The following is a 17646-nucleotide window of genomic DNA, read 5'->3' on the forward strand; positions in this document are numbered from 1 at the left end:
TCGAATATCATATTGTTGGATCTTACTTAGACAACAGCGCAGAAATGTACACTGCTGCCTGCTCGCGCATCTTATCCTGATCCGGGTTGATGTTGGCTTGTAGATAGAGAACGTAACAAATGCCATGTAACTGCCAGGCAAGCTCGTCGGGAGATTGCTGGGCATCTAGCTCCTGATTCTCTATCCCCTGGGCAAACATATCAGCGAGGCGCTGGTGGCTTTGTTTGTTGCCGTTGATAAACTGGGGCCAGATTTCATTTCGTACAGACGTGCTCCACTCAAACCACACTTTTAGCCAATCTTGTTGTTCGATAACAGTATCGATCAGGCTATGCGTAATGTATGTTAATCGAGGGTACAGAGGCTTGTTTTGATTTCCAAGGCACTCGGCAATAAGTATGCTGAAGCGATTCTCAACCTGTGCGAGAACTTGCTCGACTAATGCTTCCCTTGTCGGGAAATAGTTAAATACCGTCGCCACCGATACATTGGCCATTTCGGCAATGTCTGCATGGCCAGCTCGACCGATGCCGCGTCTGGCAAAAACCTCTAAGGCGAAATCAAGCAATTGCTGTTTTCGTTTTTCTGGTGAAAGACGTGTTCTGGTCTTCTTAACGATCGTATCCATTTCGTTTATTCCCTAGCCTTGATTATTTGTATAAGTTATATATTTGTTTTACAAGATAACTTTACAATAGCAGTCTGTTGCATTCAAACTGGTTTTGTACAAGTTGTGTCATATAATTGACAGCTTCGATAAAATAACTATTGTTCGACAGGAATGTTAGAATAGAGATCCGTTGTGATAGTTAGCCTGCAGGCGACGATGTCGTTGTCCTGATGGAGAAAAAGATGAAGCATACAGTTGAAGTAATGATTTCTGAGCAGGATGTTCAGGCGCGCGTCAAAGAGCTGGGACAGCAAATTACCGAGTGTTACAAGGATTCTGACGACCTTGTTATGGTTGGTTTACTACGTGGTTCTTTCGTATTTATGGCCGATTTAGCGCGTGCGATTGAGCTTCCACATGAAGTCGACTTCATGACTGCATCAAGTTATGGCAATACAATGGAAAGCAACCGTGATGTTCGTATCCTGAAAGATCTGGATGATGATATCAAAGGTAAAGATGTTCTATTGGTTGAAGATATTATCGATACCGGTAATACACTGAATAAAGTCTGCGAGATTTTATCGCTGCGTGAGCCTAATTCAATTCGTATCTGTACGCTGCTTGATAAACCTGAGCGTCGTGAAGTTGAAGTGAAGGTAGACTGGTATGGTTTTGAAATCCCTGATGAGTTTGTTGTGGGTGTAGGTATTGACTATGCCCAGAAATACCGTCACCTGCCATTTATCGGCAAGGTGGTTCCGCAGGAAGATTGATCCTGTGGTCAGCTGTTTTGACTGAGATAAAAAAGCGACCGCGAGGTCGCTTTTTTATTCTATTTAGTTTGAAGGTAGGCTTGTGCTCGCTGGGCGGCCTACTTTATCTGCGGGAGAATAGCCGTCATTGCAGCCTGATAGGCTTCTTCCAGCTCTTCGCGGCTGGTGGCAGCAACGCCGAGATCCCGGAGTACGCCGTCACCGATACCATAGACCCACCCATGAATTTTTATTTTCTGGCCTCGTTCCCACGCTTGCTGCAAGATCGTGGAGTTACCGAGGTTGTAGACTTGGGTCGCAACATTGATTTCACACAGCTTGTCGCTCCATTCTTCGCGAGGAAGGGAGCTAAGTTCAGGACGGTATTTCAGGTATAGGTCACGGATGTGCAGCAACCAGTTGTTGATCAGCCCCAGTTGTGGGTTGTCAATCGCTGCTGTTACGCCGCCACAGCCATAGTGGCCACAGACAATGATATGCCTTACCTTGAGTACGTCAACGGCATACTGTACGACGGAGAGGCAATTCAAGTCGGTATGAATGACCTGATTGGCAACGTTTCGGTGTACGAACAACTCTCCCGAATCTAGGCCTGTAAGGCGTTCGGCGGGTACCCGGCTGTCAGCACAGCCAATCCATAGGTACTCAGGACGCTGGGCTTGGGAAAGGTGAGAAAAAAATTCGGGCTTTTCTTCCTTAATGTTCTCTGACCAAGAGATATTATTTGCGAATAGCTGTTTTATATCTGCCATGATGATGCCTTTGTTTGATACATTCGTTATACCAATTCACATAAGTGTCAGTCCTGTACGGACAGAGGCTGAAAGTTATGTAAACCGGCCCCACTATACACAAGCTGGCCAGTTAGCAAATCGGATTAGTTGTTCGGTTGATGAAAATTTCTAACATAAAGATTGCATTTTATGAACGCATTGGAAATAAAAAATGTAAGTAAAAATTACAAGAGTGGCGTTAAGGCTTTGAAAAATATAAGCCTTTACGTTGAAGAAGGCGATTTCTTCGCTTTGCTTGGTCCTAATGGTGCTGGCAAATCTACCACTATTGGAATCATAAGTTCGTTAGTTAACAAGACGTCCGGAGCCGTGAGTGTCTTTGGCTATGATTTGGATACCCAGCTGGTTGAAGCCAAAAATCAGTTGGGCCTGGTACCGCAGGAGTTCAATTTCAACCAGTTTGAAACTGTTGAGCAGATCGTGGTGAACCAGGCCGGTTACTATGGGGTCGAAAAAAACGTGGCGAAAGAGCGGGCAAAGAAGTACCTGACCCAGCTTGATTTGTGGCAGAAGCGAGGTGAAATATCCCGTAACCTATCCGGCGGGATGAAACGCCGTCTGATGATTGCCCGTGCCTTGATGCATGAACCAAAACTGTTGATCCTCGATGAGCCTACGGCAGGTGTCGATATCGAGCTGAGGCGCTCTATGTGGGAGTTTCTGCGCGAAATCAACCAGCAGGGGGTTACGATAATCCTGACTACCCATTATCTCGAGGAAGCCGAGATGTTATGTCGCAATATCGGCATTATTCATCGGGGCGTACTGATTGAGAATACCAGCATGAAAGCGTTACTGGGCAAGCTGGAAGTGGAAACATTTATTCTTGATATCAAACTCAACGGTAAAAGACCTGTTCTTGAAGGCGTTAAGTGGAAGATGCCGGACAACCACACCTTGGAAATTGATATTCCCAAAGGTACTGGACTCAATACGGTATTTCACCAGCTAACCAGCCAGGGGGTAGAAGTGCTGTCAATGCGAAACAAAGCAAACCGCCTCGAGGAGCTGTTTGTCAACTTGGTCGCCGCCGAGAAAAGGGAGCAGGCATGAGACATCAATTTTGGGTCGCTTTCAAGAGCCTGATCAATAAAGAGGTTAATCGGTTTGCCCGTATTTGGGTGCAGACTCTGGTTCCGCCGGCGATCACCATGACCCTGTACTTCATTATTTTCGGTAGCTTGATCGGCAGCCGGATCGGGGAGATGGGGGGCTTTACCTATATGGAATATATTGTGCCTGGATTGATCATGATGTCGGTGATCACCAACTCCTATTCCAATGTGGCGTCTTCGTTCTTCAGTGCCAAGCTACAGCATAATATTGAAGAGCTGCTAGTTGCGCCGGTCCCTAGCTATATTATTATTGCGGGCTATGTCGGTGGTGGTGTTCTGCGCGGCTTGGCTGTCGGCTTTATTGTCTCTGTCGTCTCGCTGCTGTTTGTTGATCTGAAGATTGCCCATCTTGGTGTGATCATTGCTACCGTGGTGATGACCTCGATTGTGTTTGCACTGGGTGGCTTGATCAATGCTGTCTATGCAAAAACGTTTGATGATATCAGTATTATTCCGACCTTTGTTCTGACGCCGTTAACCTATCTTGGCGGGGTCTTTTACTCATTGAGCCTGCTGCCTGAATTCTGGCAGGGGGTGTCAAAGCTCAATCCGATAGTCTATATGGTTAATGCTTTCCGTTATGGTTTCCTCGGGGTGTCAGATGTTGGTATCGGCACTTCCTTTGCGGTGCTCGGTGTCTTTATTGCAGCACTGTACGGATTTGTCTATTACCTTATTTCGCGCGGGATTGGCTTACGATCGTAATGTTCATGTATGAAAAAGGCCCTGCATCATCGATGCAGGGCCTTTTAGTTTTTATTAGTTTACATTACTCGGAAGCTTGCGGCTGTGTCAGATCAACAACTTGGTTATCGATGAGACGCGCCTTGCCCAGAATTGCTGACATCAGGATCACTGCCTGCTGGGTTTCTTCACCGATGAGTTGTAGGGTAACAGCATCGCGAATATAAACTTCATCCGGTTGCAGGCCGGCAGCACGGAGCTGATCGTTGGCATCGACAACAATTTCGGCATAGTCGGTGCGGCCACCGCGCATTTGGCTGCTGATCCAACGCATTGTACGTGCCAGTACCGGTGCTCGCTGGCGCTCGTCGACGGTTAGGAGGCTATTGCGTGAGCTCATTGCCAGTCCGTCCATTTCTCGAACCGTCGGGACACCGATGATTTCGATATCCATCGCCATATCAATGACCATCTGACGGATCAGGGCTAGCTGCTGGTAGTCTTTCTCGCCAAAGCAGGCGATATCCGGCTGGACAATATTGAACAGCTTGGTAACCACGGTAGAGACACCGCGGAAATGGCTAGGTCGCAATGCCCCTTCGAGCATCGTCGACAGGCTCGGAACATCGACGAACGTCTGTTGATCCAAGCCCTCCGGATACATGATTTCAGGCGTCGGAGTAAAGACAAGATCGACAGCTTCGCCATTTAGCTTGGCGAGATCATCTTCCAGCGTACGCGGATAGTTGGTCAGGTCATCGGCCTTGTCGAACTGCATTGGGTTGACAAAAATACTGACAACAACGACATCAGCATGCTCACGGGCTTTTCGAACCAGTGTAAGGTGACCTTCATGCAGGTTGCCCATCGTTGGAACAAAAGCGATACGGCGACCTTCACGGCGCCATGTTCGTACTTGTTCACGAATTGGGGCAATCTCGGCGAATGTTTGCATTGTTATTCCTTACTCAAAGGTATGCTCTGGACCGGGGAATACTCCGGCCTCGACATCTTCTAGGTATTTGGTGACTGCCGTGCGCATCTCGCCGGTTTCAGTTAGGTAGTTCTTAGAGAAACGTGGCATGTAATTGGCAGAAATCCCGAACATGTCATGCATAACCAGAATCTGGCCGTCAGTGACATTACCGGCACCAATACCAATGACAGGAACTTCTACGGCTTTGGTAATACGTTCAGCGAGGCTGGCAGGTACGCATTCCAGCAAAATGATCTGGGCACCAGCGTTTTTCAACAGAATAGCATCTTTCACCATCTGCTCTGCGTGGTCAGAGTCACGTCCCTGAACTTTATAGCCACCAAAAATGTTTACGGATTGAGGGGTTAACCCCAGATGAGCACAAACTGGAACAGAACGTTCGGTCAATTTAGACACAGTTTCTGCCAGCCAGGCACCGCCTTCGAGCTTGACCATATTGGCTCCTGCTCGCATTAGCTCGGCTGCGTTCTCACAGGCCTGCTCTGGTGTGCTATAGCTCATAAATGGCATATCGGCCATCAGCAGGGCGTTTGGGCTGCCAGCCCGAACACAGCGAGTGTGGTAGGCAACATCCTGAACGCTGACTGGCAAGGTGTCAGGTTTGCCCTGCAGCACCATACCCAATGAGTCACCAACCAGTAAAACCGGGACTTCCTGTTGCTCAAACAGCTGAGCAAAGCTTGCATCATATGCTGTGATTGATGCAAATTTACGACCTTCCTGCTTCCATTTCATCAGGTCGTTGATAGTTATTTTTTTCATAATCTTTCTCTCCCTAAAACAATGCCTTATGAATGCCAGATAGCGAGGCCATTGCGGTCTACCTGATTCAACAACGTTTGCAGCGCAGTGTGATCTGGCAGGATTAAATCAGGGGCAATTTCTGCCAGCGGATAAAGTACAAACTCACGTACTTTCATTCCATAGTGCGGAACGGTTAGTCGTTCGCAGTCATGCAGCAGATTACCGTACAGGATAATGTCGAGATCCAGCGTTCTTGGCCCCCAGCGCTCGGCTTTCCTAACCCGGCCATGCTCCAGTTCGATGGCCTGAGTTTGATCCAGCAGGGCAAGCGGAGCCAAGGTGGTATCAATAGCAACAACCGCATTGATATAGTCGGGCTGATCCTGGGGCCCCATCGGGGTACTGCTGTACAGTGATGATTCGGCTACTACCTGAACACCAGGTACCTGTTTCAGGGCTGCAATGGCATTTTTAGCCTGGGTGACAGGATCACCCAGGTTGCTGCCAATTGCGATGTAAGCTCGGATCATGACGAGGATTTCACTTGTGGCTTTTTGCGGCGCTGCGGGCGGCGACGGCGACGTTGGCCGCTTTCATCATTGATAAGCTGTACCATCTTGCCACGCCTGTTGCGATCGGCAGACTGGAATTCGTTCCACCAGTTAGCCAGCTCGGCAATATTTTCGCTCTCGAAGTTGCCGCGCATTTCAAGAAAGTCATATGCAGCCCTGAATTTAGGGTGCTCCAGCGCCTTGTAGGCACGTTTTCCGCTGCGGCGGCTAAAGCGCATCTGCTGCTGCCAGATATCGCGCACCGTTGTAGTAAAGCGACGCGGGATCGCTATCGACTTCACTTGCTCGTCGAGGACATCATTCGATGCCACCATAAAGGCATCGTAATACGACAGGCCGCTGGTAATTGAAATTTCTTCAGCACGGGTAACCATTGGGTACCACAGCATTGCGGCATACATAAATGCCGGATTAACACGTTTCTCTTCTACGATACGTTTATCGGTCGCCGCCAGAATGTGTTCAATCATCTGCTCGGTCTGACTGCTGTGATCTTCGGTAAAGTGTTCAGACAGTAACGGGAAAAGCTGCTGGAACAGGTTGTACTCGCGCATCAGCTTGTATGTCGCCAACCCATTGCCTGATTGTAGTAGCTTCAGGCTTTCTTCAAACAGACGGGCAGACGGAATATCCTGCAGTAAGTTGGCAAGCTGGTGGATTGGCGCGGCAGTTTTGCTTTCAATCTCCATGTCGAGCTTGGCGGCAAAGCGAACAGCGCGCAGCATCCGTACCGGATCTTCACGGTAGCGTGTTTCCGGATCACCAATCAAACGGATAATTCGGTTTTCCAGATCGTGGACACCGTTGGCATAGTCGTTGACGGTAAAGTCTTTGATGCTGTAGTAGAGTGCATTGATGGTGAAGTCACGGCGCTCGGCATCTTCATCGATAGTGCCATAAACATTATCGCGGAGCAGCATGCCTTCTTGGTTTTGCGAGGCAACTTGCTGCTTGTTCTGAATGCTAGGCTTGGTATCGGCATGATGGCCACGGAAGGTTGCCACCTCGATAATATCGCGGCCAAACAGAATGTGTGCCAGACGGAAGCGACGCCCGATCAGGCGGCAGTTGCGAAACAGCTTCTTGATTTCTTCCGGTGTGGCATTGGTCGCGATATCAAAATCTTTTGGCTGCTTGTGTAGTAACAGATCGCGTACACCACCACCAACAAGATAAGCATCAAAACCGGCCTTATTGAGACGATAAAGTACCTTCAGCGCATTTTCGCTGATATCTTTACGTGAAATACCGTGCTCTTGGCGTTGAAAAATTTGCAAAGTTAGGTCCTCGGTAACGAGAGTACTACTGTCGCGATTCAATACCTTACGGCAAAAGCTGGCTACTCGATTAAAGATAATACACCTCATATACGTGGATCGGGTTCAACAAACAGCCGCATATCATATATCACGGCGGGCCATTTTAGAATGCTAGTGTGATAGCTGTCGATTGCGGCAGCCTGTCAACTTGCCAATGAATGCAGCCCCAACGGAGAATATCTTCCAGGCTGGAGGTGATTAAATCGGCTGGCGGTTGCATTCCAAGAAACATCATTGCTCTAATTAAAGCAGGTTTTGGATTGGCCTTGTCGATAGCCGGTGCATGGTTCTGCTTCGATAGCTTGTTGCCATTTTCGGTAACCGCTAACGGCAAATGCAGGTAGCTGACTTCCGGCTGCCCTAGCTGGCGGTAAAGGTCAATTTGCCGCCCGGTTGGTTCAATTAAATCGGCACCGCGGACGACTTCGGTGATGCCTTGTTCAATGTCATCCAGCACGACGGCAAGGTTGTAAGCATACAGCCCGTCCCGGCGGTGAATGATGAAATCCTCTTGGGCCAAGGCCTGCGGGATCTCAATGCGGCCATGCAGTACATCATGAAAATAGGTAATGGGTGAATCAACTTTAAGCCGAACAGCACTGTTATTGGCGCTGCAGTTCAGTTCGCGGCAGGTTCCCGGATAATATCCACCGGCAAGTTTGATTTGTTTACGGCTACATTGGCAATAATAGGCCTCTCGGCTGTGCAACCAAGCATCAACCTGAGCCTGATAGGCATCATGGCGCTGGCTCTGGTACATCACGGTATCATCCCACGTTAAGCCGTAGGCTTCCAGCGTATACAAGATATCGTCCGCGGCACCGGGCATTTCCCGAGGCGGATCCAGATCTTCCATTCGTACCAGCCAAGATCCTTGGTGGGCTTTGGCCTGCAGGTAGCTGCCGAGCGCGGCAACAAGGGATCCAAAGTGCAAAGGACCAGACGGTGATGGCGCGAATCGGCCGGTATAGTGGCTTTTTGTACTCATAAACAAATCATAAAAATGAAAGAGGGAGCTGTTGCTCCCCCCTTAAAACAGTTGCTGTATAATAGCGAAGTATTAGCCTGCCATCTGCTTTTCTTTGATTTCTGCAAGCGTTTTACAGTCAATACATAGATCAGCTGTCGGGCGGGCTTCAAGACGGCGGATGCCAATTTCGATACCGCAAGAATCACAGAAACCAAAGTCATCGTCTTCAATGCGCTGAAGCGTTTTTTCAATTTTCTTGATTAATTTGCGTTCACGGTCACGGTTACGGAGTTCAAGGCTGAATTCTTCTTCCTGCGCCGCACGATCCACTGGATCTGGGAAGTTTGCCGCTTCATCCTGCATATGGTTAACGGTACGATCAACTTCTTCACGAAGCTGGTTGCGCCATGCATCAAGAATTTTTCGGAAGTGCTCTAGCTGAGCTTCACCCATGTATTCTTCGCCGGCTTTTTCCTGATACGGCTCAACCCCAGCAATAGCCAGGATGCCTAGCGATTTTTTAACGTTGCTCTCTGGCATATAGCATCTCCTAATATACCTAATAACCGTCACTGGTTAATTTTGGGCGGTATCTATAGCAGAAAGGGGTATGTGTGGCAATTGCTGCATATATTCAATTTTATACCAATGTGAAGAAAGCATCATTTTTCATGGTCATTGGTGAAATTTTATACAGCTGTCTAAATAGAGCTCATTCTGGTTCAATACCGCTTTGTAACAGATGATCTCAACGCCAGCCCGTTCTGCTTGTTGAATTAATTTATGATAGTCCGGGTCTATATGGTGTGCCGTGGATACATTTTCAATCCCTGAATGTAAAATCGCGAAAAAAAGTACAGCTCTATCTCCGCTTCTTGCTACCTCCATCAGCTCTCGCAGATGCTTCTGCCCCCGAGACGTGACAGCGTCGGGGAAAAAACCTTGCCCATTCTCCAGCAGGGTAACGCTTTTCACTTCAATATAGCACGGTGGTTTGTCACCGGCGGTTAATAAAATATCTATCCTGCTGTTTTCACAACCATACTTTACTTCGGTACGGAGTGATGAATAGCCTTGTAATTCTGTGATGACATTCTTGTTTATTGCCTCTTCGACCAAGCGGTTGGCTTGTGCCGTATTCACACAGATCCAGTGCCCGTTTGGAGTATGAGAAAGCTCCCAGCTATTGGGGTATTTACGCTTCGGATTCTCTGATGTGGAATACCAAACCGTGCTTCCTGGCTCGGCACAGCCAGTCATTGCGCCGGTATTGGCACAGTGAATGGTTCGTACTTCGCCGCCGGGAAGTTCAATGTCAGCGAGGAAACGTTTATAGCGTTTGATTAATGTAGCAGCCTGTAACTGTGGGTCAAATTTCATTCGGGATCCTGATTGTCCGGTTTCGTCTGGGAGAGCGGCCACTGCTGCAGACACCGGTAGCGGACACCTGATCTACGGGCAGTTTTGACCTGTTCTGAAATATACAGGCCAAAGTGCTGAAAATGAAAGGTGAAATCATTATTTTCCGGTAATGACTCAGGGCGCTGGCGGACATGCTTTTTTAAGGTGATATGAGGGGTATATTTCCGTCTTTCCTGTTTCAGGCCGACTTGTTCGGCCGCCTCCTTTAAGTCGGCGGCCAGCTGCTCTAAGGGGGCGGGAACGTTGTTGCAGCCAAGCCATATAAGCCTGCTACGTTTCTGGTATTTCAGTATTGAGGCATGGAGAGAAAATGCCGGTAGGGTGAGTGCGCTCGTCAACGCGAGGAGATGCTCTTTTTGCTGTTCGCTGACAAGCCCGAGAAACGCCAGGGTCAGGTGGAGGTTAGAGTCCGGTACCCGGCGTCCGTCGCCCGGTAATATTTGTATGAGCTGGCATAGCTGGCGGAAAGCGGGCTGATTGGTCGGGGATTCTAGGGCCAGGGCAAAGAAAAGGCGTTCATGTCTGTCATTATTCATCGTTGTTCGACCCGTTGAAAGGCACATATAAATAGTGGGTATTCTGCCTGTGAGGATTGGTCAGATAATTGTCCAGTTTGGCAAATGACTTTCTTGTACAATAGCTTTCAGCTTAGTTTGAATATGACACAAGGTTTTCACATTGTCACAGCTGCCTATCGATACTGTTTTATCTCCGCTGCTTGAACAGCTCAAGTCTTGCTCTCAGCTTATTTTGAAAGCGCCTCCCGGTGCGGGTAAATCAACCCGGCTGCCACTGGCTATCTTGCAGCTGGGCGGCATTGACGGGCGAATCGTCATGCTGGAACCTCGCCGCTTGGCGGCGCGTAATATTGCCAGTTATCTGGCTTCGCAGCTGGGGGAGAGTGTCGGGCAGACTGTCGGCTTGAGGATCCGTGGTGAGACCCGGGTGAGTTCGACGACGCGGCTGGAGATAGTGACTGAAGGTGTCATGACTCGGATGTTGCAGCAGGATCCGGAGCTTACTGGGGTCGGGTTGCTGATCTTTGATGAATTCCACGAGCGCAGTATCCATGCCGATACCTCGCTGGCTCTGGCGTTGGAGGTTCAGGAGGCATTGCGGGATGATTTGAAGCTGCTGGTGATGTCAGCGACGCTCGATGCCGAGGCACTGATCTCGCTGTTGCCCGAGGCGGCATATGTTGAATCCGAAGGCCGCTGTTTTCCGGTTGAACATCGTTATAAAACGGTGGCGGATAGCAAGCTGGTTGTCGACAGCGCGGCACGAGAAGTACTTCAGTTGCTAAATAGCGAGCCCGGTTCAATATTGGTTTTTTTACCTGGTGCTGGAGAGATCAAACGCCTTGCGACACTGGTTGAAGAAAAGGCTGGCAATGATGTGCTGGTTTGTCCGCTTTATGGGCAGCTCACAACCGATCAGCAGCAGCAGGCGATTGCCCCTGCCCCAAAAGGCAAGCGGAAAGTTGTCTTGGCGACCAATATTGCCGAGACCAGCCTGACAATCGAAGGGATCCGGATGGTGGTTGATTGCGGACTTGAGCGCATTGCGAAGTGGGATCCCAAGACTGGGATCAGCCGATTGGAACAGGTGCGTATTGCCCGTTCGTCTGCCGAACAGCGAGCCGGACGTGCCGGGCGCCTAGAGCCGGGGATCTGTCTGCGTTTGTATAGTGAAGAGTTACTGGTGAGACAGCCAGCCACGCCGCAGCCAGAGATCCTACGGGCCGATCTTACCTCTTTGGCGATGGAGCTTGCACAGTGGGGCTGCATTGATGCCGGAGAGCTTTGCTGGCTTGATACTCCACCAGCCCAAGCCCTGTGCCAGTCTCGCGGCTTGCTGCAGAGCCTGGGAGCGTTGGACCCACACTGTATGCTCACCGACAAGGGCAAGCAAATCCAGCAACTTGGCGCCGAGCCCCGCCATGCTGCTATATTGCTGATGGCAAAGCAGCTGGATAAGTCGGCGATGGTAACCGCAGCGATGCTGGTGGCACTGCTGGAAGAGCCGCCGCGCGGTATGAACAATCCGGATCTGCACTTCCAGCTCAACCTGCTGGAGGGCGGTAAACTGCCTCGTAGCAGGCAGTATATGCAGCGTACCAAGCTGCACCTGGCCAAACTAACAGATGCTGTTCCTTCGGTGTTGAAGGTGGCGACCGATTGGATAGCACCTTTGATGGCGGCCGGTTTTCCTGACCGAATTGCCCTGTCACGAGGCCGGGACGGGCGCTATCAGTTGGCAAACGGACAGGGGGCCATGTTGCTTCCTGATGAGCCAATGGCGGATGAGTCCATGTTGGTGGTTGCTGATGTGGTGAAAACCCGGCAGGGCGATAGTCGGATTTTTTCGGCGATAGCGGCAGATGTCGGTAGATTGCAGGCGCAACTTCCACAGTTGTTTGAGGAGCGGGAATGGCTGGATTGGGATGATAAGAAAGGCCGGTTGAGTGCCGAGAAACACTTGTGTTGCGGTCAGCTGGTTATACAGCGTACCGCGATGGCTGAGCCGGATCCGGCCAAGGCCAGTGAAGCCTTGCTGAACGCCGTTGTGCGTAAGGGGCTTGGCGTGCTGCCTTGGAGTAGCCGCTCGAAGAGTTTGTTGGTCCGGGCTCGCTGTGCGGGAGAATGGTTACCTGAACTTAATTTGCCTGCCATGGATGAAGCCAGTTTGCTGGCCGAGGCCGATCAGTGGCTGTTACCGTTTATGAATGGTATAAAAACGCTTAAAGCGATTGATAAAGTAGACTTAGTTGCTGCTCTGGAAGCTCGGTTGGGCTGGGAGCAGGCAAAAGTATTGGAGTCGATATTACCTACGCACTATCGGGTACCGACCGGTTCGCGCTATCCGATCCGTTACCAGCTTGGCCATAAACCTGTGCTGGCCGTCCGGATGCAGGAGATGTTCGGGGAAAAATCATCGCCCCTGATAGCAAACGGAAAAATTGCGGTCGTACTGGAGTTGCTTTCACCGGCGCAGAGGCCGCTGCAGATCACTCAGGATTTGGCTGCTTTCTGGCAAGGTTCTTACCGGGATGTGCAGAAAGAAATGAAAGGGCGATACCCTAAGCATGTCTGGCCGGATGATCCGGCAAATCATGCACCAACGAAAAAAACCAAAAAGTATATGTAACAGTACCGTTGGCCGCTGTAAGTTTATACTGCGGCTGACAAAAGCCTTTTGATCCCTGCGGTTAAGACTGTATTGAATGCAGGGATTGGATTTCGGGAATGATGTACAGCATGAAGATCAAGTTGCCAGTTCGCCTTTCAGCCCCTGCTCCCAAGATGCCGGGAGCCAAGAAATCTGTTGCGAAAAAGCCTGTCGCGAAGAAGCCGGCCGATAAGAAACCTACTACTCGTCGCAAGACCGCTGCCAAAGCGCCGGCCAAGAAAAGCCCGGCCAAACCTCGCCGAAGCAAGAAAAAGCCAACCAAGAAAAAGAACTCAAGACTGCCGGGCTGGCTGAAATGGCTGCTGGGTTTTGGTGTCAAAGTTGCCATCGTGGTCGTTGCTATCCTGCTTGTTGTCGGCATTTATTTAGATAATGTGGTACGGGATAAATTTGATGGTCAGCTGTGGAATCTGCCAGCCGTTGTCTACGGGCGAGTACTGACTTTGCAGCCGGATCAGGCCATGACTTTGCAAGAAGTGCGAAGGGAGCTCGATCTGCTGCAGTACCACAAAGTCAAAACACCACAGCGCATTGGCGAATACTCCTCATCTTCCACTCGTATTGAGTTGATCCGCCGGCCTTTTGAATTCGAGGATGGGCCTGAAGGCAAGCGGCATGTCATGCTGACGTTTGCCGACGGTACATTGAGCCGGATCAACGAAGTCGGTAGCAAGCGCCAGCTGGGATATGTGCGGATAGAGCCGAAAATGCTGGGCATGTTGGGAACCAGTGAAGGCGAGCAGCGGATTTTCCTGCCACGGGAACGCTTTCCCGAGGTACTGGTTGATGCTCTGTTGGTTACCGAAGACCGGGATTTTTATCATCACGGCGGGGTTTCCCCGTTGGCCATTGTACGTGCCCTGTTTGTAAACCTGAGAGCTGGCAGAACCGTGCAGGGGGGAAGCACCCTGACTCAGCAGCTGGCAAAAAATATTTTCCTGTCCCGAGAACGTACTTTGCTGAGGAAACTGAGTGAGGCGTATATTGCTCTGATTATTGATTATCGCTATAGCAAAGATCGGATCCTCGAAGCATACCTCAATGAGATTTACCTTGGTCAAAACGGCGGGAAGGAGGTTCATGGCTTTGCCTTGGGAGCACGGCTGTATTTTGGCCGCCCGTTACAAGAGCTGCGTATTGATCAGCAGGCTCTGCTGGTCGGATTGGCAAAAGGTCCATCCTATTACAATCCGTGGCGTAATCCTGAGCGGGCCCGCCAGCGCAGGGATCTGATCCTGCGTTTAATGATGGATAACGGAATTTTGGACGGCGAGCAATACGAACAGGCAGCTTCGCGTCCGTTGGATGTGCAAAGCCGACCGATGATAGCCAGTCGCCAGCCTGCGTACTTCCAGCAGCTGCAGCGAGAGCTTAAGCAGAAAGTCGGGGATAATTTTACCCCGGGCATTGGTCTGAGAGTGTTTAGTACCCTGGATCCGTTGTCGCAGCAAGAGGCAGAAAAAGCGGTGATGACGATGGTACCCAAGTTAAACAAGAAAGCGGGTGTCAAAGTTGAAACGGCTATCGTTGCGGTCGATCGCCAGAGCGGGGAGGTCCGAGCAATGGTCGGGGGAAGTCGCCCGGGCTATGCGGGGTTTAACCGGGCTCTGGATGGAAGCCGGCAGATAGGTTCACTGGTGAAACCTGCTGTTTACCTGGCAGCACTTCGCAAGCCTGGACAATATACTTTGGCCACTACGATTGATGACAAGCCCATTATGCTCAAGGGCAGTCGTGGGACAGCCTGGAAGCCGAGGAACTATGATCGCAAGTTCCGGGGCGAGGTGCCGCTGTATTATGCGCTGGCGAAATCGCTGAATGTGCCGACGGTGAACCTCGGGTTACAAGTCGGGCTGGAGCCTGTTATCAACACCATGGTGCAGCTGGGTGTGGATCGGAACGAGATCCCTAAGCTACCGTCGATTTTACTCGGTGCTTTTACTCTGACGCCGTTTGAAGTAACCCAGATGTACCAGACGGTAACTAGCGGTGGACGGAAAGCGGAGCTTACCGCGCTGCGTGCCGTTGTCGACCAGCAAGGCAGCATGCTTTATCAAAACTATCCCAAAGCGGCTCAGGCAGTGCCAGAGCAAGCTGCATGGCTGACAACCTACGGGATGAAAAATGTAGTCAGCCAGGGCACGGCACGCTTTCTGCAACCTAAATTCGGCTGGGCGGCACTTGCCGGTAAAACCGGTACGACCGATAAAACCCGTGATAGCTGGTATGTAGGTGCTGACGGCCGGGAAGTGGTGACCGTTTGGATAGGGCGGGACGATAACAAACCGGTCAACCTGACGGGATCGGCCGGTGCGCTGCGTCTGTATAGTGATTACCTACAGCGGCGCCAGCCAGAGCCTTTACATCTTACGTGGCCGAAGAAGCTGACTACGATGAAATATAACCGTCTGTCCAATGGCACCTTGAGCCTAGACTGTAGCGGTCGACAGTCGTTACCGGTGTGGGACAAAGATGGCTCGCTGAAAACACAGTGTACCGGTAATAAGCCTGCCGCCTGGATCAAGGATATGTTTAGCCTGTAAGAAGGGGCACGACTTAACCGAATCGGAATCAACACAGTTGCTCAGCAGGGCTGGGCAACTGTGAGTTAGCCGCTAGGGATTTAATTGCCAGGGAGTTAGTCGTTAGGGTCGAAGTAATATGAAATTCTGATCCGGGGATTGAGGTAGGTATACACCTTTTCCGGTAGCTTGCTCGGGATTATTGCCTGCTCAATACGCAGATCGCTTTCTTCAAGATCGAGAATCGGTGCTTCGTTGGAAGGAACCGAAGGGTCATAAAGCAGGACATTCGGAAACAGCAGGCTATCTGAGTTTACCGAGATAACCAGCCCCAGCTGCTGGTTAGAGAGCTGGACAACGCTGCCTGGAGGGTAGACGCCCATCAGGCGGATCAGCAGTGCCATAAAGTCGCTGTTGTATTGCGCCTTCTTGTTCTTGAACAGATAGGATAGGGCGCTGTACGGAATTCGTGCCTTGGCCGGATCCTGAGGATGACACAAGTTGTCATAGGCATTGACGACGGAAACAAGCTGCGCCTTTAAATCAATCTTATTGGCCGGAAGCTTCTGTGGGTAACCGCTGCCATCCAGCATCTCGTGGTGCTGACTCAGAATAGGCTTTGCTGCCTGTGGGAAGTCCTCTGCAAGGTTCGCCAGTTCCAGGCTGTATTTGGTATGCAGCTTCAGGTAATTTTCTTCAGGGGCTGTCAGGGGCGTTATTTTACGGGTGATAGCAGTAGGCACTTTCAGCTTTCCCATATCATGGAACAATGCACCTAGTGCAATCGCTTTGATGTCACTAGCCGGCATACCACTGGATTTCGCCAGCATCATCGACATAACGGCCACGTTCAACGAGTGGAAGTAAATATCTTCAGAATCTTTGGCATCATTCATCAGGTGGAGAGCAACATTGTCGCTTTCCATCAGCGCATCAACCATTTCCTCGACCAGACTTTCCGCTTCTTTGATTGCGGTAACCGGACGGCTTTTAATTTTTCCGATGATTGAACGTAGTTGAGACATCGAGCGATCGAAGTTTTTTTCGCAGCGCTGCAGTTTACGTTTGTAGTTTTTCAGGCGAGTGATGCGGCACTGCTTTTCCTTCCACAACTTTTCCGCCTGTTTATCTAGAAACAGGCTTTCATCTTCGCTCATCTCTTCGACTGGCGTTTCCGGGGCTAGCGGCTTGTTGTCGCTTTTCTCCGGGATCAGGTAGACAAATTTCACCCCGAGGTTTTTGATCAGGCGAATTTGTTGGTGATCTTTGATTTTGAAATGGTTCAGTAGAAAAGGATGATCAGTCCATTGCAATGGTAGCTTAATATATAAACCTTCGGTTAAGCGCTCTACTGAGAGTTTTATACTTGCCATTATATTTAGCGCAACCTGCTATTTTTAAAATTTTCTATACCGATTTAGCGGTTCCTTTCAATACAGATTGCGAGTATCAGTTACCAATTGATACACCATTGGCATGAAGTATTAGTCCGTGGTACTCAATGAAACTGATAGCACTCTGCTTATAACTATTATTGTAAACTATAACTACTAAGCTACCCAATATGCCACAAGGTGTGTATGTGGAAGTGCAGGCGAAAAAAAACCTCATCAAAAGATGAGGTTTCAAAATAATGGTGCCGACTACCGGAGTCGAACTGGTGACCTACTGATTACAAGTCAGTTGCTCTACCTACTGAGCTAAGTCGGCACAAGTGCAGTTAACCTCTAACGAGAAAAACCACTTATTTTTATTCTTTTCAAGCCGTAGCTTAAATTGAAATTTGGCTCCCCTTGCAAGACTTGAACTTGCGACATACGGATTAACAGTCCGCCGTTCTACCAACTGAACTAAAGGGGAATTATTCGTTATCTAATACGATAAACTCGCATCGGATGAATAATGGTGCCTCGAGGCGGAATCGAACCACCG

At 49.9% G+C, this 17646-nt stretch carries 16 protein-coding genes and 2 tRNA genes; 5 read left to right on the plus strand and 13 right to left on the minus strand.

Annotation, left to right across the window (positions count from 1 at the left end; translation table 11 throughout):
• Positions 1–22 precede the first annotated feature (22 nt).
• Positions 23–628, minus strand: a complete 606-nt coding sequence (locus EDI28_RS19640; protein WP_128785583.1) for a TetR/AcrR family transcriptional regulator — start codon at positions 626–628, stop codon at positions 23–25.
• 224 nt (positions 629–852) lie between these two features.
• Here EDI28_RS19640 and hpt point away from each other — a divergent pair, with 224 nt between their 5' ends.
• Positions 853–1386, plus strand: coding sequence for a hypoxanthine phosphoribosyltransferase (gene hpt / locus EDI28_RS19645; protein ID WP_128785584.1), 534 nt, complete (start codon positions 853–855; stop codon positions 1384–1386).
• Positions 1387–1484: 98 nt separating this feature from the next.
• Here hpt and can read toward each other — a convergent pair whose 3' ends face one another.
• On the minus strand, positions 1485–2138 hold the full coding sequence (gene can / locus EDI28_RS19650; protein WP_128785585.1) for a carbonate dehydratase: 654 nt from the start codon (positions 2136–2138) through the stop codon (positions 1485–1487).
• A 171-nt stretch (positions 2139–2309) separates the two neighbouring features.
• Here can and EDI28_RS19655 point away from each other — a divergent pair, with 171 nt between their 5' ends.
• Positions 2310–3233, plus strand: a complete 924-nt coding sequence (locus EDI28_RS19655) for an ABC transporter ATP-binding protein (protein ID WP_128785586.1) — start codon at positions 2310–2312, stop codon at positions 3231–3233.
• Complete coding sequence (locus EDI28_RS19660) at positions 3230–4000, plus strand: ABC transporter permease (RefSeq protein ID WP_128785587.1); 771 nt, start codon at positions 3230–3232, stop codon at positions 3998–4000. The genes EDI28_RS19655 and EDI28_RS19660 overlap by 4 nt, the downstream gene beginning before the upstream one ends.
• A 64-nt stretch (positions 4001–4064) precedes the next feature.
• Here EDI28_RS19660 and panC read toward each other — a convergent pair whose 3' ends face one another.
• The 8 genes from panC to thpR all read right to left on the minus strand — a co-directional run bounded on the left by panC (position 4065) and on the right by thpR (position 10539).
• Positions 4065–4934 (minus strand): pantoate--beta-alanine ligase, encoded by an 870-nt coding sequence (gene panC, locus EDI28_RS19665; protein ID WP_128785588.1) that lies wholly within the window; start codon positions 4932–4934, stop codon positions 4065–4067.
• Positions 4935–4943: 9 nt separating this feature from the next.
• Positions 4944–5738, minus strand: coding sequence for a 3-methyl-2-oxobutanoate hydroxymethyltransferase (gene panB, locus EDI28_RS19670; protein WP_128785589.1), 795 nt, complete (start codon positions 5736–5738; stop codon positions 4944–4946).
• A gap of 26 nt (positions 5739–5764) precedes the next feature.
• Positions 5765–6250: a 2-amino-4-hydroxy-6-hydroxymethyldihydropteridine diphosphokinase gene (gene folK / locus EDI28_RS19675; RefSeq protein WP_128785590.1), complete on the minus strand. Its 486-nt coding sequence runs from the start codon at positions 6248–6250 to the stop codon at positions 5765–5767.
• Positions 6247–7611, minus strand: coding sequence for a polynucleotide adenylyltransferase PcnB (pcnB, locus tag EDI28_RS19680; RefSeq protein WP_233353478.1), 1365 nt, complete (start codon positions 7609–7611; stop codon positions 6247–6249). The genes folK and pcnB overlap by 4 nt, the downstream gene beginning before the upstream one ends.
• A 103-nt stretch (positions 7612–7714) precedes the next feature.
• Positions 7715–8599 (minus strand): tRNA glutamyl-Q(34) synthetase GluQRS, encoded by an 885-nt coding sequence (gene gluQRS / locus EDI28_RS19685; RefSeq protein ID WP_128785592.1) that lies wholly within the window; start codon positions 8597–8599, stop codon positions 7715–7717.
• 72 nt (positions 8600–8671) lie between these two features.
• Positions 8672–9121 (minus strand): RNA polymerase-binding protein DksA, encoded by a 450-nt coding sequence (gene dksA, locus EDI28_RS19690; RefSeq protein WP_128785593.1) that lies wholly within the window; start codon positions 9119–9121, stop codon positions 8672–8674.
• A gap of 135 nt (positions 9122–9256) precedes the next feature.
• Positions 9257–9961 (minus strand): DNA/RNA nuclease SfsA, encoded by a 705-nt coding sequence (sfsA, locus tag EDI28_RS19695; protein WP_128785594.1) that lies wholly within the window; start codon positions 9959–9961, stop codon positions 9257–9259.
• Positions 9958–10539 carry an RNA 2',3'-cyclic phosphodiesterase gene (thpR, locus tag EDI28_RS19700; protein ID WP_164918594.1) on the minus strand — a complete coding sequence of 194 codons (582 nt, stop codon included), beginning with the start codon at positions 10537–10539 and terminating at the stop codon, positions 9958–9960. Before thpR ends, sfsA begins: the two co-directional genes overlap by 4 nt.
• A 142-nt stretch (positions 10540–10681) precedes the next feature.
• On the opposite strand from thpR, the gene hrpB reads away from it, so the two are divergent.
• A complete protein-coding gene (gene hrpB, locus EDI28_RS19705) occupies positions 10682–13150 on the plus strand; it encodes an ATP-dependent helicase HrpB (protein WP_128785596.1) in 2469 nt (822 codons plus the stop codon).
• Positions 13151–13305: 155 nt separating this feature from the next.
• Positions 13306–15735, plus strand: coding sequence for a penicillin-binding protein 1B (mrcB, locus tag EDI28_RS19710; protein WP_128785608.1), 2430 nt, complete (start codon positions 13306–13308; stop codon positions 15733–15735).
• Between the two features lie 95 nt (positions 15736–15830).
• Here mrcB and EDI28_RS19715 read toward each other — a convergent pair whose 3' ends face one another.
• The 3 genes from EDI28_RS19715 to EDI28_RS19725 form a co-directional block, all read right to left on the minus strand.
• On the minus strand, positions 15831–17087 hold the full coding sequence (locus tag EDI28_RS19715) for a cyclic di-GMP phosphodiesterase (RefSeq protein WP_128785597.1): 1257 nt from the start codon (positions 17085–17087) through the stop codon (positions 15831–15833).
• A gap of 261 nt (positions 17088–17348) precedes the next feature.
• Positions 17349–17424: transfer RNA gene (locus EDI28_RS19720), tRNA-Thr, on the minus strand.
• A 74-nt stretch (positions 17425–17498) separates the two neighbouring features.
• Positions 17499–17574, minus strand: a tRNA-Asn gene (locus tag EDI28_RS19725).
• Between the last annotated feature and the right edge of the window lie 72 nt (positions 17575–17646).

The organism is Photobacterium chitinilyticum, from assembly GCF_004104355.1.
GTDB lineage: Bacteria > Pseudomonadota > Gammaproteobacteria > Enterobacterales > Vibrionaceae > Photobacterium > Photobacterium chitinilyticum.

Coding starts and splice junctions, on each gene's coding strand:
- gluQRS (WP_128785592.1), bottom strand. CDS start 8,599: ATGAGTACAAAAAGCCACTATACCGGCCGATTCGCGCCATCACCGTCT.
- EDI28_RS19715 (WP_128785597.1), bottom strand. CDS start 17,087: ATGGCAAGTATAAAACTCTCAGTAGAGCGCTTAACCGAAGGTTTATAT.
- panC (WP_128785588.1), bottom strand. CDS start 4,934: ATGCAAACATTCGCCGAGATTGCCCCAATTCGTGAACAAGTACGAACA.
- EDI28_RS19640 (WP_128785583.1), bottom strand. CDS start 628: ATGGATACGATCGTTAAGAAGACCAGAACACGTCTTTCACCAGAAAAA.
- can (WP_128785585.1), bottom strand. CDS start 2,138: ATGGCAGATATAAAACAGCTATTCGCAAATAATATCTCTTGGTCAGAG.
- sfsA (WP_128785594.1), bottom strand. CDS start 9,961: ATGAAATTTGACCCACAGTTACAGGCTGCTACATTAATCAAACGCTAT.
- thpR (WP_164918594.1), bottom strand. CDS start 10,539: ATGAATAATGACAGACATGAACGCCTTTTCTTTGCCCTGGCCCTAGAA.
- hpt (WP_128785584.1), top strand. CDS start 853: ATGAAGCATACAGTTGAAGTAATGATTTCTGAGCAGGATGTTCAGGCG.
- folK (WP_128785590.1), bottom strand. CDS start 6,250: ATGATCCGAGCTTACATCGCAATTGGCAGCAACCTGGGTGATCCTGTC.
- EDI28_RS19660 (WP_128785587.1), top strand. CDS start 3,230: ATGAGACATCAATTTTGGGTCGCTTTCAAGAGCCTGATCAATAAAGAG.
- panB (WP_128785589.1), bottom strand. CDS start 5,738: ATGAAAAAAATAACTATCAACGACCTGATGAAATGGAAGCAGGAAGGT.
- EDI28_RS19655 (WP_128785586.1), top strand. CDS start 2,310: ATGAACGCATTGGAAATAAAAAATGTAAGTAAAAATTACAAGAGTGGC.
- dksA (WP_128785593.1), bottom strand. CDS start 9,121: ATGCCAGAGAGCAACGTTAAAAAATCGCTAGGCATCCTGGCTATTGCT.
- mrcB (WP_128785608.1), top strand. CDS start 13,306: ATGCCGGGAGCCAAGAAATCTGTTGCGAAAAAGCCTGTCGCGAAGAAG.